Here is a 15902-nt window from a genome sequence, read left to right as displayed (position 1 = left end):
GTGACTGCAACCGGAACCGACGAGGAGTGCGACCGGTCCGCGCCGCCAGTCAAGCCGCGCCGTGTGCGCAGGACCATCGCCGCCGTCGTCAGCGTCATAGGCGAGCTGTTGATCACCGCCGGGCTGATCCTGGGCCTGTTCGTCGCCTACTCGCTGTGGTGGACCAACGTCCTCGCCGACCGCGAAGCGCACAAGCAGGGCGACCAGGTGCGGCAGCACTGGGCGAACAGCGGGCCCAAGGGGCCGGGGAAGCTGGACACCAAGGACGGCATCGGCTTCCTGCACGTACCGGCGATGAACAACGGCGAGGTACTGGTCGAGAAGGGCACCGACTCCGAGATCCTCAACGAGGGGGTGGCCGGCTACTACACCAAGCCGGTCAAGTCGGCGCTGCCGAAGGACAAGAAGGGCAACTTCACCCTCGCCGCGCACCGTGACGGCCACGGCGCGAAGTTCCACAACATCGACAGGCTCAAGGACGGCGATTCGATCGTCTTCGAGACCAAGGACACCTGGTACGTCTACAAGGTCTTCGCGACGCTGCCCGAGACCTCGAAGTACAACGTGGACGTCCTCGACGGCATCCCGAAGGAATCCGGCAAGCACAAGGCGGGCCGCTACATCACCCTGACGACCTGCACCCCGGTCTTCACCTCCAACTACCGCTACATCGTCTGGGGCGAGCTGGAGCGCACCGAGAAGGTCGACGCGGACCGCACCCCGCCGAAGGAACTCCGCTAGCGCAGGTCCGGCGCGCGCCAGAGCCCCTCAGGGCCAGGACCTGAGGGGCTCTGGCGCGCCGGGTGGGGTCGGCCCCGGGGGTGTGGACCGTCGCACTGAACACACCGCGTATGGCGGGGCGACCGCTGCCGGTGAAAGGAACTCCGAAGCGGCGAGATGCCACGGCGGTCGTTCGGTGCACGAGGGGCACGGTAAGGCGAGAGCCCCGGCCGCCTTGAAGGCTGCCGGGGCTCCGTGTCGCTTCCGTACGGGGACCGCTAGCCGTCGCCTCCGAACGGTCCGCCGATGAAGCCGCCGTTGCCATTGCCCCCGTTGCCGCCACCACCGACGGTCGTCAGCGTCACGGTGGTGGCCTTGGGGTCCGACGGTGTGTTCGGCTGCGGGTCCTGATTGATCACGCGGGCGTTGTCTTCCTGCGAACTGCCGCCGGCGAGCTGGAGGTTGGTGAAGCCGGCCTGCTGGAGCGCCTGCTTCGCCTCCTTCAGGGTCCGGCCGACCACACCCGGGACCGGTGTCTGAGCACCTGCCTTGCCGACCGTGAGAGTCACCGTGGAGCCGATCTTGGCCTGGGTGTTGCCGACGGGGCTCTGGTCGAGCACCTTGCCGACCTGGTTCGGGTCCGTGACTTCCTGCTCGGTCTTGCTGACCTCGAAGCCGTTGTCGCGCAGCTGCTTCTCGGCGGCCTCGAAGGCCTGGCCCTTGACGTCCGGGACGTTCCGCTTGGGGGACTCCTGGGCGACGGTCAGCGTGATCTGGGTGTTCTTGGTCGCCTCGCTCTGGCCCGGGGGGTCCTGGTCGATCACGGTGCCCGGCGTGCGGTCGGAGACCTTCTGGGTCTGCTTGACGTTGTCGAAGCCCTTGCTGCTGAGCTCGTCGGCCGCCTTCTGGAACGTGAGGCCCTTGACGTCCGGAACCGTGACCTTGGTGGCACCCGAGCACAGCGTGACGGTCACCGTCTCGTTCTTGGGGATCTCTCCGCCGGCTGCCGGCTTCTGGGAGGTGACCTGGCCCTTCTTGACGTTGTCGCAGGACTTGCGGCCACCCTCGGCGACCTTGAAGGTGCCGTTCCGCCCGTAGGCCTTGGCTTCCTTGAGGGTCTTGCCGACGAGGTTGGGCACCGGCGTGGTGCCGCCGCCCTTGTTGCCGCTGAACATCGCCTTGCCGATGAAGATCGCACCGACCAGGACGAGGACGGCCGCCAGCACCAGCAGGATCGTCGAGGTGTTGCTCTTCTTCTGGCCGCCACCACGACGCCGGTCGCCGCGATCGTCGTAGCCGTAGCCCCCGTCGTCCGGGTTCATCGGCGGAAGCATGGAGGTCTGGCCGGCCGGGTCCTGCGGCCGCAGCATGGTGGTCGGCTGGTCCTGGTCGTAGCCCGCCGCGCCCATGGCGGAGGTCGCCGCGACCGGCTGGCCGTCCAGCGCCGCCTCGATGTCGGCCCGCATCTCGTCGGCCGACTGATAGCGGTAGTCCGGGTCCTTGACCAGCGCCTTGAGGACGATGGCGTCCATCTCCGGCGTGATCTCGGGGTCGAAGTTGCTCGGCTTCTGCGGCTCCTCGCGGACATGCTGATAGGCCACCGCGACCGGTGAGTCACCGACGAACGGCGGCCGCACGGTGAGCAGCTCGTAGAGCAGACAGCCGGTGGAGTACAGGTCGGAGCGGGCGTCGACCTGCTCGCCCTTGGCCTGCTCGGGCGAGAGGTACTGCGCCGTGCCGATGACCGCCGCGGTCTGCGTCATCGTCATCCCGGCGTCGCCCATCGCGCGGGCGATGCCGAAGTCCATGACCTTGACCTGGCCGGTGCGCGTCAGCATGACGTTGGCCGGCTTGATGTCGCGGTGGACGATGCCGGCCCGGTGGGAGTACTCCAGCGCCTGGAGGACACCGGTGGTCATCTCCAGCGACCGCTCGGGCAGCAGCTTTCTTCCGGAGTGCAGAAGCTCACGCAGCGTGGAGCCGTCGACGTACTCCATGACGATGTACGGGATCGAGACACCGTCGACGTAGTCCTCGCCGGTGTCGTAGACCGCGACGATCGACGGATGGTTCAGCGAGGCGGCCGACTGGGCCTCACGGCGGAACCGGGCCTGGAAGGACGGGTCACGGGCGAGGTCCACCCGCAGCGTCTTCACAGCTACGGTGCGGCCCAGGCGGGTGTCATGCGCGAGGTACACCTCGGCCATGCCACCGCGGCCGAGCACCGAGCCCAGCTCGTACCGGCCGCCGAGGCGACGCGGCTCTTCCATAAGCTTCTCCAGCCCTCTCCGTCAGTCCCGACCGCACCGGTGTGTGGTCCGGCGGTGTGCTGTCCGGGCATACCGTACCCGGCACGCCGTACCGGGCCGGGCCGGAGCCGCAACCTGATACGTGACCGGTATTGGCATGGCCCGAGTCACTTCTCGCCTTCGAGTACCGCCTGCATGACGCGCTTTGCGACCGGAGCGGCAAGCCTTCCGCCGGCGATGTCGTCGCGAAGCGTGTCGGATCCCTCAATGACGACGGCGACCGCGACGGGGGTGCCCTTGTCGGTCTTCGCGTAGGAGATGAACCAGGCGTACGGGTTGTCCTTGTTGTTCTCGCCGTGCTGCGCGGTACCGGTCTTGCCGCCGACGGTGACGCCGGGGATCTGGGCGTTGGTTCCCGTGCCCTCCTTGACCACGGTCTCCATGATGCTCTGGACCTTCTGGGCGTTCTCCGGGCTGAGCGGGCGGTTCATCTCCTGCGGCGTGTGCTGCTGCACGACATTGAGGTTCGGCGCCACCAGCTTGTCGACCATGTACGGCTTCATTAGCTTGCCGCCGTTGGCGACCGCCGAGGCGACCATGGCCATCTGCAGCGGCGTGGCGCGGTTGGAGGCCTGGCCGATGCCCGCCATCGCGTTCTGCGGCCGGTTGTCCTTGGGGAAGATGCTCTCCGAGGCGCGGACCGGAGTGTTGATCCCCGGGTCGTTGAAGCCGAACTTCTCCGCCTCGGCCTTCATCTTCTTGTTGCCGAGGTCCGCGCTGATCTTGCCGAACACCGTGTTGCAGGACACCCGCAGCGCCTCACGCAGGGTGGCGTTCTCGCAGGGGATGTTGCCCTCGTTCTTCAGCTCGATACCCGAGGTGTCGGGGAGCGTGTAGGGCAGCGGCGACTGGGTCTTGGAGTCGACGTCGTCGTAGAGCCCGTTCTCCAGCGCAGCCGAGGCCGTGACGACCTTGAACGTGGAGCCGGGCGGGTAGGTCTGGCGCAGCGCCCGGTTGAGCATCGGCTCGTCGGGGTCGGCCTTCTTCTGCAGTGCGCTGTACGCCTCGGCGTCTTTGTTGCTCATCCCGGCGAAGGTGGACGGGTCGTACGACGGGGTGCTGGCCAGGGCCAGGATCGCGCCGGTCTCCGGGTTGATCGCGGCGACCGCGCCCTTCTGCGTGCCGAGGCCCTCGAAGGCGGCCTTCTGGGCCTTGGCGTCGAGGGTGGTCACCACGTTGCCGCCCTTCTGCTTGCTGCCGGTGAACATGTCGACCGTGCGGCTGAAGAAGAGCCTGTCGTCGGTGCCGCTGAGGATGCCGTCGTTGAGCTTCTCGAGCTGGTTGGCGTCGAAGGCCTGCGAGGCGTAGCCGGTGACCGGCGCCCACATCTTGCCGCTCTTGTACGTGCGCTTGTACTTGAAGTCGCCGCTGTCGGTGGTCGTGGAGCCGGTGATGGCCTTGCCGTCCACGATGATGTTGCCGCGCGGTGTGCTGTAGCGCTCGATGGCGACCCGGCGGTTGTGCGGGTCGTTCTTGAGCGCGTCACCCTGGACGAACTGCACCCAGTTGACGCGGACCAGCAGAGCGAGGACGAGCAGGCCGCAGAAGATCGCGACCCGGCGCAGGGGCTTGTTCACGGGCGGACCACCTGGGTCATCTCGGCGTCGGTGGACGGGGCAGGAGCCGGCGCCGGGCGGCGCGCGGTGTCGCTGATCCGGAGCAGGATGGCGACCAGTGCCCAGTTGGCGATCACGGACGAGCCACCCTGGGCGAGGAACGGCATCGTCATGCCCGTCAGCGGGATCAGGCCCGTCACACCACCGGCGACGACGAAGACCTGCAGCGCGAAGGCGCCGGACAGGCCGATCGCCAGCAGCTTGCCGAACGGGTCGCGGGCGGCCAGCGCCGTACGGATACCGCGCTCGATCAGCAGGCCGTACAGCAGCAGGATCGCCATCAGCCCGGCGAGCCCGACCTCCTCGCCCACCGTGGCGAGAATGTAGTCGCTCTTCGGCGCGATGCCGAGGATGAGCCGGGAGTAGCCCTGTCCCAGACCGGAGCCGAGGATGCCGCCGGAGCCGAAGGAGTACATCGCCTGGGCGGTTTCGGTGACACCGCCGTTGAGCAGCTCCAGCGGGTTGAGCCAGTTGTGGACACGCGTCTGGACGTGCGACTCGAACGTCGCCACCGCGACCGCGCCGCCGGCGCTGAGCAGCAGACCGAACACGATCCAGCTGGTCCGCTCGGTCGCGACGTACAGCATCACGACGAACAGGCCGAAGAACAGCAGCGAGGTACCCAGGTCGGTCTCGAAGACCAGGATCATCAGGCTCAGCGCCCAGATGACGAGGATCGGACCGAGGTCACGGCCGCGCGGGAGGTAGAGCCCCATGAAGCGGCGGCTGGCCAGCGCCAGCGCGTCCCGCTTCACCATCAGATAGCCGGCGAAGAAGATCGCGATGATGATCTTCGCGAACTCACCGGGCTGCAGCGAGCCGAGACCCGGGATCGTGATCCAGATCTTTGCGCCGTTCACACCGGGGAAGAACACCGGCGCGACCAGCAGCACCAGCGCGACCACCATCGAGATGTAGGTGTAGCGCTGGAGGACGCGGTGGTCCTTGAGGAAGATCAGGATGGCGAGGAAGAAGGCGACGCCGAGGGTCGACCACATCAACTGGTTGGGCGCCATCGCCTTGCCGAGCGAGGGCTCCTGGTCCAGCCGCCAGATGAAGATCAGACCCAGACCGTTGAGCAGGGTGCCGATGGGCAGCATCAGCGGGTCGGCGTACGGCGCCCACTTGCGGACGACGAGATGCGCGACGCCGGCCAGCAGGCCGAGGCCCAGGCTGTAGCCCAGTACGCCGGCCGGAACCGAACCGTCCTTCGCCAGACCGACGTTGACGTACGCGAACACCGGGATCAGCACCGCGAAGATGAGCATCGCCAGTTCGGTGTTGCGGCGGCTCGGGGCTCCGATGGTGCCAATGGTGGTGGTGTTGGTGGTGCTGCTCATAAGATCTACGGCCCCCTACGCCCTCACTGCTGGGTGCTGCAATTTCTTTCCAGCTTCTGCTGCTCCTCGGAGGGGGCCTGGCTGGTGGTCGGTGTGGGTTTCGGAGTCACGGTCGCCGCCAGCGGACCGGCCGCGCCGGTGCCGCTGTCGTTGCCCGCCTTGCTGCTGGAACCGGGCCTGGCGCTCGGCGAACCGGACGGCGAACCGGGCTTGGACGGCGAACCGGGCTTGGCCGGCGTACCCGCCTGTCCCTTGCCCGGGTGGCGCGCCGCTTCGCGCTCGGCGGCCTCCCGCTGCTCCTTAGTACGGCAGGCATTGGCCTGTTTACTCAACTCGGTGACTTTTTCGCCCGCCTGCGTGCGGCTGTCGACCGCGATCGTCTCCTTGACCTGGTTGCGCTGGTACGGCGGCAGGTACTTGAGTTCGATCTCGGGGTGATCCTCGTCCACGTCGTTGAGCTTTATCCACGCGAGGTCCTGGCTGATGCCCCGGTAGAGCGCGATGTGGTTGTCCTTGGCACCGACGAAGTACTGGGTCTGCGTCCAGTTGTAGCCCGCGTAGCACCCGCCGCCGACGACGGCCAGCGCCAGCGCGAGGAACAGCGACCGCTTGATCCACCTTCCGCGCCGACGGGGCTTGACGAAGTCCTCGTCGATGAACGCGCCGAACGAACCCTGCGGCGGCCCGACGATGTCCTGGTCACCGCTGCCGGGCGGCCCGAAGGCGCCACCGGGCCCGGACGGCTGCCCGCCCGCCCGGCCGAGTTCGGCGGCCCGCGCGGCGGGAGTCTGCAGCGTGCTCGGGTCGCTGAGCTGGTGCTGGTTCTCCGCGACGGCGCCGACGATGACCGGGGTGTCGTTGAGCTGGCCCGCCATCGTCTCGTTGCCGTCCACGTCCAGGACGTCGGCGACGATGCAGGTGATGTTGTCGGGTCCGCCACCGCGCAGGGCGAGCTGGATCAGCTCCTGCACCGTCTCGTGCGGCCCGTGGTAGCTGGCGAGGGTCTCTTCCAGCGTCTGGTGGCTGACGACCCCGGACAGTCCGTCCGAGCAGATCAGATACCGGTCGCCGGCCCGCACCTCGCGGATCGACAGATCGGGCTCGACATGATCGCCGCTGCCCAGCGCCCGCATCAGCAGCGACCGCTGCGGATGGGTGGTGGCTTCCTCTTCGGTGATCCGGCCCTCGTCGACCAGCCGCTGCACCCACGTGTGGTCCTGGGTGATCTGCGTCAGCACGCCGTCGCGCAGCAGGTACGCACGCGAGTCGCCGACGTGGACGAGGCCGAGCCGCTGCCCGGTCCACAGCAGGGCGGTCAGGGTCGTGCCCATGCCCTCCAGCTGGGGGTCTTCCTCGACCATCACCCGCAGCTGGTCATTGGCGCGCGTGACGGCCGTGCCCAGCGAGGTGAGGAGGTCGGAGCCGGGGACGTCGTCGTCGAGCTGGACGAGCGTGGAGATCACCTCGGAGGAGGCGACCTCACCGGCGGCCTGGCCGCCCATGCCGTCGGCGATGGCGAGCAGTCGTGGTCCGGCATAGCCGGAGTCTTCGTTGCCCTCGCGGATCATGCCCTTGTGCGATCCGGCGGCGAAGCGCAGTGACAAGCTCATGTGCACCTCACCCGTCGGCTCGGGGTACAGCCGGTCTCGTCGAGCCACACTGCCCACCCTCCGGTCGGGAGCACGCCCGGGTCCGCCGAGTGGACCGTCGCGGCTCGCTCGCTCCGCTCGCTCATTGTCGTACTACTTCCGCAGCTCGATGACGGTCTTGCCGATGCGGATCGGGGCTCCCAGCGGAATCGGTGTCGGGGTCGTCAGCCGGGTCCGGTCCAGATACGTGCCGTTGGTGGAACCGAGATCCTCGACGATCCACTGGCCGTCACGGTCCGGGTAGATCCTGGCATGCCTGCTGGACGCGTAGTCATCGTCCAGCACGATCGTGGAGTCGTGCGCACGGCCCAGAGAGATGGTCTGGCCCTGGAGGGCGACGGTGGTGCCGGTCAGCGAGCCCTCGGAGACCACCAGCTTGGTGGGTGCTCCGCGCCGCTGACGATTGTTGCCGCGGCCGCCTTCCTGGCGGCGCTGTTGTTGCTGCGGTGGCGCAGCCTGACGCTGCGGACGCGCTTCTTGCCCGCCGCGCCGGGCGGCACCGCGCTGTGTGACGCGCGTGCCGAACAGATCGCTGCGGATGACCTGAACGGCCACGATGACGAACAGCCACAGTACGGCGAGGAAACCCAACCGCATGACCGTGAGGGTCAGCTCTGACATTGCCCCCGCTTCACCCTTCGGCTTGCCGGTAAACGATGGTGGTACTGCCCACGACAATCCGCGAGCCGTCGCGGAGAGTAGCGCGAGTGGTGTGCTGCCCGTCTACCACGATGCCGTTCGTGGAACCCAGATCCTGGATCGTGGGGGGCGTTCCGACCCGGATCTCACAATGACGCCGGGAGACACCCGGGTCGTCGATCCGTACGTCAGCTTCGGTGCTGCGGCCCAGCACGAGCGTCGGGCGCGAGATCTGGTGGCGGGTGCCGTTGATCTCGATCCAGCGCCTGGTCTGCGCGGCGGGCTGCGGTCCTGCACCGGGCGGTGCCGTACGGGGTACGGGCTGCGCGCCGCCGGGAGGCGGGGACGAAGGCATGGGGGGCGGGCTCACGTGGCCGCCGCCGGGACGGCTGCCACGGGGCGCCGCGGCGCTCCGGTCGGCCGCCGCCGGGGCGTCCTGGGACGAGCTGGAAGCGAGCGTGCGGCTGCGGACGCGGTACAGGCCGGTGTCGAGATCGTCGGCCTTCTCCAGATGGACCTTGATGGAGCCCATGAAGGTGTAGCGCTGCTGCTTCGCGTAGTCGCGGACCATGCTCGAGAGCTCGTCACCGAGCTGCCCGCTGTAGGGGCTGAGCCGCTCGTAGTCGGGCGTGCTCAGCTCGACGATGAAGTCGTTGGGGACGACCGTGCGGTCGCGGTTCCAGATGGTGGCGTTGTTGTCGCACTCGCGCTGTAGCGCGCCGGCGATCTCAACGGGCTGCACCTCGGACTTGAACACCTTGGCGAAGGTGCCGTTGACGAGACCTTCGAGACGCTGCTCGAAACGCTTCAGTACTCCCACGGGGCACCTCCTTCCTCAGTCTTCGACGGGGTCGTCCTGATCGAGTCGTCCTGATACTGCTTACTGATCGTATCCACGCGTAGGGAAATCGGCTGGTTCCCCTTTCCCGCCTTGAGGACGAGTGTCGCCCCTCACAGGGTTGCCCGGTGCTTGCTTGCTCCTTGCCCACTGCTTGTGCACTGCGATCGTAGATGTGCCCCGCAGACAGTGTCCCGCAACCGCCGACCTCTCCCGCCGGGCGGGGGCCGGAGCCGGGCGTCGCGTGGTGCCGGACCCGGGCGGCCGGCACGGAGGCGGGCCGGGCGGCCCTGCTCCTGTTGCGGCTACCGCGAGTGTGAACCCTTTGGGCAGTGCTCGGCGAATGACCGAGGCACGGAGGGGTACCGCCCGGGGGTGCCGCGGGGCGGGGACCGGCGAAAAGGCGTGTGAAGGCACCCCCGTCAGCGTGCTAATGTTCTGGATGTCGGCAGGCGCTCGCACAAGACCCGGACGGAACAGCCCGGATCACGTGAGAGAATCAACCGGCAGCACCCATGCGCGGGTGGCGGAATAGGCAGACGCGCTGGATTCAGGTTCCAGTGCCCGAAAGGGCGTGGGGGTTCAACTCCCCCCTCGCGCACAGATGAGACCCCCGGTCTCCGGAGAAATCCGGAGACCGGGGGTCTTTCGTTGTGTTCGTCACGCTGTTGTGTATGTCACGGGCGCGGGGCGTCCGTGCCCGACGGCCCGCTCGGCGGGACCGCTTGAGGTCTACGTCACATGCGCGCCCTCTGCTGCCCGCGCCGCGGTGCCGACCGCCTCCGCGGCCTCCGTCACGGCCGTACGGAAGGCATGCACCCGGGCCGTCTCCCGCGCGGTGTGGTGGGCCAGGCCCAGGACCGAATCCGGCAGGCCGGTGACGGGGACGAAGGCGAGGTCGCGGCGGCCGTGGTAGTCGGCGGTGGGGCGGCACAGCAGCATGCCGCCGCGGCCGGCCGCGGCGAGGGTCAGGCCCTCCTGAAGGGTGCTGACGCCGGGGCCGGCGGGTATCGGGCGGCCCCGGGGGGTGGTGGCCGGGGCATGGGCCGTGCGCCAGTAGGCGGGCGCGGGAAGGGCCGGGGAGATCAGCGCGACGGCGGCGAGCTCCTCGGCGTCGATCTCCGCGCGGGACGCCAGCGGGTGCCGTACGGAGACGGCGAGGGTCTGCTGCTGGGCGGAGAAGACCGGGCCGAGGGTGAGATCGGGCTCGGCCACCGGCAGCAGCGTGACCGCGACATCGACCGCTCCGCTGCGCAGCGCGCCGAAGGGGTCGCAGAGCGGGATCTCGACGATCTCCGTGGCGCAGCCCGGGTGACGGCGGTGGAAGAGGTCGAGGGCCTGCATGATCCGGTCGTCCGCGGTGCCCTGGAAGCCGATCGTCAGGCGGCCTTCGATGCCGCGGGCGGCGCTGCGGGCGCTGTCCACCGTGGCGCGCAGTGCCTCGTAGGCGGGGCGCAGGGAGGTACGGAACTGCTCACCGAGCGGGGTGAGGCGGACGCGGCGGCTGGTGCGGTCCACGAGCCGGGCGCCGATCCGGGATTCGAGGGCGCGCAGGAGCTGGCTGACACGGCTCTGTGAGACGTACAGACGCTCACCGGTACGGCCGAAATGCAGCTCCTCGGAGAGCACGAGAAAGCACTCCAGCTCGCGGAGTTCGAGGCCGGGGGCGCGGTGGCCGGCGGTCGTGGCGGGCGGGCCGCTCATGGGCTTCCTTCGAGGGCGTCGGCGGTGGATCGATGAGTCCTGCTCATAGAAGGGTGAGGAGTTGGCCGTTGTTCCCCCGGGGGCGCGGGCGTTGGCTGGGGGCATGACGGACATCGAGGGTGGCACGGCGGCACGGACGGCCGAAGCGGCGGCGCGCGCAGGGGAGTCGGGGCGGAGGACGGGCGGTGGCTGGCCGGCGGTGGGGGCACTGGCGGCCGCGACGTTCACGGTGGTGACGTCGGAGATGCTGCCGGTCGGGCTGTTGACGCCGATCGGCCGGGAACTGCGGGTCTCGGACGGGACGGCGGGGCTGACGCTGACGGTCACCGGGCTGGTCGCCGCGGTGGCGGCGCCGTTGGTGACGCTGCTGGTGGGGAGGCGGGACCGGCGGGTGGTGCTGGCCGCTCTGACGGGCGCGCTGGCGGTGGCGAATCTCCTCGCGGCGTATGCGCCGAATGTCGGGGTGCTGCTGGCGGCGCGGGTGCTGGTGGGGCTGGGGATGGGCGGGGTGTGGGCGATCGCGGCGGGGCTGGCGGTGCGGCTGGTGCCCGCGCGGAGGGTGGCGGCGGCGACCTCGCTGGTCTTCAGCGGGGTCGCTGCGGCCTCGGTGCTGGGGGTGCCGGCCAGTGCCCTCGTGGGCGAACTGGGCGGCTGGCGCACATCGTTCGTGGCGATGGCCGCGGTCTGCGGGGCGGTGGCCATCGCGCTGGCCGTACTGCTGCCGCCGCTGCCGGAGGCCACCGTGGTGCGGCTGAAGGGAGTGTTGGGACTGCTGGGCGACGCGCCTGTACGGACCGGGCTCCTGCTGGTGACGTTCCTGGTCACGGGGCACTTCGCGGCGTACACGTATGTGCGGCCGGTGCTCGAGGAGGTGGCCGGCGCGGGGGCGGGGCAGATCAGCACGCTGCTGCTGGCCTTCGGCGTCGCGGGCCTGGCCGGGAACTTCGCGGCCGGTGCCGGGGCGGCGCGCTCGCCGCGGGCGGCGTTGCTGGTGATCTGCGGGGTGCTCGCGGGAGCGGTGTTGATGCTGCCGCTGCTGGGGCGTGGTGCGGGGATGCCGGGCGCGGCGGCCCTGGTCGCCGTATGGGGGCTGGCCTACGGGGGCGTCTCGGTCGGCACCCAGAGCTGGTTGATGGCGGCCGCGCCGGCCGCGAGGGAGGCGGCGTCCGCCCTGTTCGTGGCGGTGTTCAACGGGGCCATCGCCCTGGGTGCGCTGGCCGGCGGGCGGGCCGCGGACGGCTGGGGCGTGGTCGGCGTGATGTGGCTGGGCGGTGCGCTCGCGGTGGGGGCGTTGGTGACGGTGGGGGTGGGGAGAGGGCCGGTGCGGGAGAGGCCCTGATCTGCGGTGTGGGGTGGGGTGCCGTGCCGTGCCGTGGCGTGGGGTGCGGGGTGGAACGGGCGCGGGCCCGGGGGTGTGCGTTGGCGCGTTGGGCGGACCATGTGGCCCGCGGTGGCCCGGGGCGGGCGCGTGCGGGTGGGTGCGGGCTCGCGGTGTGTGACCGCACCCACCGGCTCGGTGGCGCTGCCGGGCGGTCTTGGCCGCGCTGGAGCGCCCGCGGACCGCTGGGGGCTGCCTCAGGCGGCGAGACGCTCGACGAGGGCCTTGGCCTTGGCCGCCGCGTCCTCGTGGGCCTTGTCGCGGGAGGCCTCGAACAGCGGGACCAGCTCGGCCATCGCCGGGTTGCTGGGGGCCATGGTCAGCTCGGGGACGATGAAGTCGACCTCGAGTCCCAGCCCGCCGTTGAGCACGGCCTCCAGGTAGTTCTGCACGTACTCGAACGACTCACGGGGCGTGCCCGGCGCGTACGAACCGCCGCGGCTGGCGACGACGGTGACCGGGGTGCCCTTGGCGGACGGCTTCTCGCCTGCCGTGCGCCCCATGATGATCACCTGGTCGAGCCACGCCTTGAGCGTGGAGGGGATCGTGAAGTTGTACATCGGCGCGCCTATGACGACGGCGTCGGCCTGCTCCAGCTCCTCGGCCAGCTTCACGCGCAGCGCGAAGGCGGCCTGCTGCTCGGGGGTGTGGCCGGCCGGGTCGGAGAAGCCGGCGGAGGCGCCGACGCCGTCGAGGTGCGGCAGCGGTTCGGCGGCCAGGTCGCGGTGGATCACGGTGCCGTCGGGGTGCTGCTCCTCCCAGGCCTTGCGGAAGGCCGCGGTGACCGAGCGGGAGGCGGAGCCGCCCTCAGGGAAGAGGGAGGAGTCGATGAGCAGAAGCGTGGCCATGGGGATCGGTCCTTCGGTACGCGGCCGGGCGGTGCGCGACCACTGGTTGAATTCCGTACGTCCCTATTAATAACACAGGGGCTTACTTTTCTACAGTAGCCAACGTCAGGGCGGTATCCTGGCTGTATGGCGGACCATGGCGAGGCGACGTGCAGGCAGGTCGACGGCGGCATGACGCGGGTCTTCGAACTGTTCGGGAAGCGCTGGACGGGGCTGATCGTCGCCACCCTGATGCCGGCCCCGGTGCACTTCGCCGATCTGCGGCGGGCCATCCCGGGGATCAGTGAGCGCATGCTCTCCGACCGGCTCATGGAGCTGGCGGGGACCGGCCTGCTCGTGCGCGAGGTGGATCCGGGCCCGCCGCTGCGTGTCTCCTACCGGCTGACGGAGGCCGGTCTGGCGATGGAGCCCGCGCTCAAGGAGCTGGCGCGCTGGGCGGAGACCTACCTTGCCGACGGCGGGCAGTGTCCGGAGCAGTTCCGGAAGTAGGGGGCCGGGGCGAAGCGGGGGCCGGTGCGGGGGCGTCGGTGGCTGCTTCGGTGGTCGCTGCGGTGGTCGCTGCGGTGGTGGTTCCGTGAGCGGGGCGGCGGGCCCTCCCGTGGCTGCTTCCGTGGCTGCTTCAGCGGCCGCTTCCGTGGCTGTTTCTCGCCGCAGCGTTGGCGGTTTCCCTAGCCCAGCCGTTAGCCCAGCCGTTCCTGGGCGGCGTTGTAGCGCAGCAGATACGTGGCGAAGCGGTCGAGGTCGTCCTCGTCCCAGTCGGCTAGCCGCTCGTGGAACGCCTGGCGGCGGCTGGCGGTGACGTTGGCGAGTACCTGGGCGCCCTTCTCGGTGGGGTGCAGTACCTGGACGCGGTGGTCCTCCGGGTCGACGCGGCGCTCGACGAAGCCGAGCTTCTCCAGCGCGGCGATCTGCCGGCTGACCGTGGACTTGTCCAGGAAGTAGTGCGCTGCGAGGTCCGTGGCGCGGCATCCTCGCTGGTCATCGAGGTGCGCCAGCAGGGTGTAGGAGACCAGTGACAGCTCGGGGTGCATCCGGGCGGCGGCCGCGCGAGCCCGGCGGGCAAACGCGGTCATCTCCTGCTGGATGGTCTCGACGGAGTCGTCGCGGTGGGCCACGGGTTGCCTTTCGTAGAGGTAGTTGTATAGTACAACGTGGATTGAGAGTTGTATTAGCCAACTAGTGGTCCCGGTCACTGGTGGCGACAGCTGAGCCGACGAGTTGAGAAGGCCTGCCCCATGAGTACGGTCCGACGTCCCGACCACCGGAGTGAGCAGCACGGCGGCCACCGTTCCGCGCGTTCCCTCCACTCCGCCGGGCTGCGTCACGTCCTGACGCACCTGATCACCCCGCTGCTGATGTGCATCGGGATGGGCCTGGCGTACCTGGGCGCCTTTGCGCACCCCGCGCCGCACCAACTGCCCGTCGCGGTCGTCGGATCGGGCCACAGCGCACAGCTGCTCGCCCAGTCGATCAACGACAAGGCGGGCGGTGACCTGGAGGTCCGGACCGTCGGCGACCGGTCGGCGGCGGTCGACCGGCTCAAGCACCAGGACATCTTCGGTGCGTATGTGATGCCTGCGAAGGGTGTGACGACGGGGGCGGCGAAGGCTTCGGTCGGTGGAGCCGGTGCCGAGGGGGCGGCCGCGGGCTCGTCGAAGGCGGCGGCGGCCCCGTCGAAGGCGGTCCCCGAACTGCTGGTGGCGACCGCGGGTTCCGACACCAGCGCCTCCGTCGTACAGAAGGTCTTCACCCCGATCGCGGCGCGCCAGGGCGCCCCGCTGAAGGTCACGGACGTGGCACCGACCGCCGAGGACGACCCGACCGGTCAGGGCATCTTCTTCCTGTTGGTCGCGATCAGCATCGGCTCCTACGCCTCGGTCGCGGTGATCGGCGGTGCGGGGGCCGTCCTGCCGGTCCGGTTGCGGGCGGGGCTGGCGATCGGCACGTCCTTCGTCGTCAGCCTCATCGGGACGGCGTTCGCCGGTCCGGTCTTCCACCTCGTCGACCACGGCCTCAGGGGCCTGTGGGCCATGGCCTGGCTCTACTCCGCCGGCATTCTGCTGATCGGCACCGGTCTCCATACCTTCCTCAAGCGCTGGACCACGCTCGGTGTGATGGCCCTCTTCGTGATGCTCAACTTCACCTCCTCCGGCGGGATCTTCCGCCCCGAGATGCAGAACGGATTCTTTGCGTCGCTGCACTCCTTCTGGAACGGCGCGGGCTTCGTGGAGGGCACCCGCAGCCATGTCTACTTCGACAACTACGGCCTGTCGGGGCACGTCTGGACGCTGGTGTGGTGGCTGGTCGCCGGCCTGCTGATGGTCGGTGTGGCGGCGCTGGCCGAGAAGCGACGGCGTACCGCGGAGGCGGAGGCGGCGGCCAATGCCGCGGCCGTGGCGGCGGCCGCGGTGGCGGCGACGGTGCCGGAGCCGACGGCGAAGCGGGGGAGCCGGACGGTGCGGTCGGCGCGGACCGCAGGGGGAGCGGGGACGGAAACGCGTGAGGGGGCTGCGGACGTGAATGAGGCTGCGGAGGCGGAGTCGGAGGCGGATGTGGCGATGGAGATGGAGATGGAGATGGAGGAGGTCGTGGGCGTTTAGCGGGTGGTTCGGGGGGCCGTGCCCGGCGTAGTGCCTCCGACGCCTCGCTGCGTGTCGTGTTGTGCCTCTTTGTGTCGCTGAGCCCCTCCTGGCCCTGTCCTCCGCGTGTCGGGAGGGGCTCGGCGGTTCTGGGAGGCTGAGGGGATGCTGAGGGGATGCTGAGGGGGCGGAGGGCGCGGAGGGCTCTGTGCGTTCTGAGCGCTCGGCGATCCCGTGTACCGCGACCCGGGAACCCAGGCGTATTCGGGTTCGGAGAGGTCG

13 protein-coding genes and 1 tRNA gene are annotated in these 15902 nt (G+C 69.8%); 5 read left to right on the top strand and 9 right to left on the bottom strand.

Features of this window, described 5'->3' with window-relative positions; genetic code table 11:
* On the top strand, positions 1–741 hold the full coding sequence (locus tag K7C20_RS18915) for a class E sortase (protein WP_030075673.1): 741 nt from the start codon (positions 1–3) through the stop codon (positions 739–741).
* Between the two features lie 257 nt (positions 742–998).
* Here K7C20_RS18915 and pknB read toward each other — a convergent pair whose 3' ends face one another.
* The 6 genes from pknB to K7C20_RS18885 all read right to left on the bottom strand — a co-directional run bounded on the left by pknB (position 999) and on the right by K7C20_RS18885 (position 9093).
* Entirely contained in the window at positions 999–2990 is a 1992-nt protein-coding gene (pknB, locus tag K7C20_RS18910) for a Stk1 family PASTA domain-containing Ser/Thr kinase (RefSeq protein WP_053210247.1), read from the bottom strand.
* A gap of 146 nt (positions 2991–3136) precedes the next feature.
* Positions 3137–4606, bottom strand: coding sequence for a peptidoglycan D,D-transpeptidase FtsI family protein (locus K7C20_RS18905; protein ID WP_030075667.1), 1470 nt, complete (start codon positions 4604–4606; stop codon positions 3137–3139).
* Positions 4603–5985, bottom strand: a complete 1383-nt coding sequence (locus tag K7C20_RS18900; protein ID WP_030075665.1) for an FtsW/RodA/SpoVE family cell cycle protein — start codon at positions 5983–5985, stop codon at positions 4603–4605. Before K7C20_RS18900 ends, K7C20_RS18905 begins: the two co-directional genes overlap by 4 nt.
* A 23-nt stretch (positions 5986–6008) precedes the next feature.
* Positions 6009–7595: a PP2C family protein-serine/threonine phosphatase gene (locus K7C20_RS18895; RefSeq protein ID WP_053210246.1), complete on the bottom strand. Its 1587-nt coding sequence runs from the start codon at positions 7593–7595 to the stop codon at positions 6009–6011.
* A 132-nt stretch (positions 7596–7727) separates the two neighbouring features.
* A complete protein-coding gene (locus K7C20_RS18890) occupies positions 7728–8255 on the bottom strand; it encodes an FHA domain-containing protein FhaB/FipA (protein WP_030075663.1) in 528 nt (175 codons plus the stop codon).
* 10 nt (positions 8256–8265) lie between these two features.
* Complete coding sequence (locus K7C20_RS18885; protein WP_030075661.1) at positions 8266–9093, bottom strand: FhaA domain-containing protein; 828 nt, start codon at positions 9091–9093, stop codon at positions 8266–8268.
* A gap of 535 nt (positions 9094–9628) precedes the next feature.
* Here K7C20_RS18885 and K7C20_RS18880 point away from each other — a divergent pair.
* Positions 9629–9712: transfer RNA gene (locus K7C20_RS18880), tRNA-Leu, on the top strand.
* Between the two features lie 131 nt (positions 9713–9843).
* Here the strand turns inward: K7C20_RS18880 and K7C20_RS18875 are convergent.
* Complete coding sequence (locus K7C20_RS18875; RefSeq protein WP_048828654.1) at positions 9844–10815, bottom strand: LysR family transcriptional regulator; 972 nt, start codon at positions 10813–10815, stop codon at positions 9844–9846.
* 103 nt (positions 10816–10918) lie between these two features.
* Between K7C20_RS18875 and K7C20_RS18870 the strand changes: the two genes are divergently transcribed.
* On the top strand, positions 10919–12154 hold the full coding sequence (locus K7C20_RS18870; RefSeq protein WP_030075657.1) for an MFS transporter: 1236 nt from the start codon (positions 10919–10921) through the stop codon (positions 12152–12154).
* Between the two features lie 236 nt (positions 12155–12390).
* Here the strand turns inward: K7C20_RS18870 and K7C20_RS18865 are convergent, their stop codons facing one another.
* A complete protein-coding gene (locus tag K7C20_RS18865) occupies positions 12391–13041 on the bottom strand; it encodes an FMN-dependent NADH-azoreductase (protein WP_030075655.1) in 651 nt (216 codons plus the stop codon).
* 126 nt (positions 13042–13167) lie between these two features.
* Here K7C20_RS18865 and K7C20_RS18860 point away from each other — a divergent pair, with 126 nt between their 5' ends.
* On the top strand, positions 13168–13530 hold the full coding sequence (locus tag K7C20_RS18860; RefSeq protein ID WP_030993359.1) for a winged helix-turn-helix transcriptional regulator: 363 nt from the start codon (positions 13168–13170) through the stop codon (positions 13528–13530).
* A gap of 191 nt (positions 13531–13721) precedes the next feature.
* On the opposite strand, the gene K7C20_RS18855 is transcribed toward K7C20_RS18860, so the two are convergent.
* Positions 13722–14156 carry a MarR family winged helix-turn-helix transcriptional regulator gene (locus K7C20_RS18855; protein WP_030075649.1) on the bottom strand — a complete coding sequence of 145 codons (435 nt, stop codon included), beginning with the start codon at positions 14154–14156 and terminating at the stop codon, positions 13722–13724.
* Positions 14157–14276: 120 nt separating this feature from the next.
* Here K7C20_RS18855 and K7C20_RS18850 point away from each other — a divergent pair, with 120 nt between their 5' ends.
* Entirely contained in the window at positions 14277–15641 is a 1365-nt protein-coding gene (locus K7C20_RS18850; RefSeq protein ID WP_063781278.1) for a hypothetical protein, read from the top strand.
* Positions 15642–15902 lie beyond the last annotated feature (261 nt).

This window comes from Streptomyces decoyicus (genome assembly GCF_019880305.1).
Taxonomy (GTDB): domain Bacteria; phylum Actinomycetota; class Actinomycetes; order Streptomycetales; family Streptomycetaceae; genus Streptomyces; species Streptomyces decoyicus.
The sequence above is the reverse complement of the archived record's forward strand: the minus strand, read 5'-3'. Positions and strand labels throughout refer to the sequence as shown.